Annotated in this window: 1 protein-coding gene; it reads left to right on the forward strand. The window is 39.0% G+C overall.

Translation table 11 applies throughout. The annotated features are described in order from the left end of the window. On the forward strand, positions 1-267 hold a 267-nt coding region (locus SB765_RS30275), incomplete at both ends, for a hypothetical protein (RefSeq protein WP_410932574.1).

Here is a 267-nt window from a genome sequence, read left to right on the forward strand (position 1 = left end):
CATGGATAATTCAGGCCTAGGTATTAATGCTAGTTTTACGGATGATAGCGGTTATCGAGATGACGAAAGCGTAAAGCAACAAAAAATAAATGTGCGCCATCGCTATAATAATAACAACCTAAGCTTAGTTTCTGGGCTTACGTATACCAATTTAGATCAACAAACTGCTGGTTATATTAGCGGTTTTCAAAGCTATAAAGATGAAGATATAGCACAGCAAAACTTTGATCCCGACGCCTTTAGAAAAGCTCGCTCGCTTAGGGCTTG

The organism is Pseudomonas sp. SIMBA_067 (genome assembly GCF_046534675.1).
Lineage (GTDB): Bacteria > Pseudomonadota > Gammaproteobacteria > Pseudomonadales > Pseudomonadaceae > Aquipseudomonas > Aquipseudomonas putida.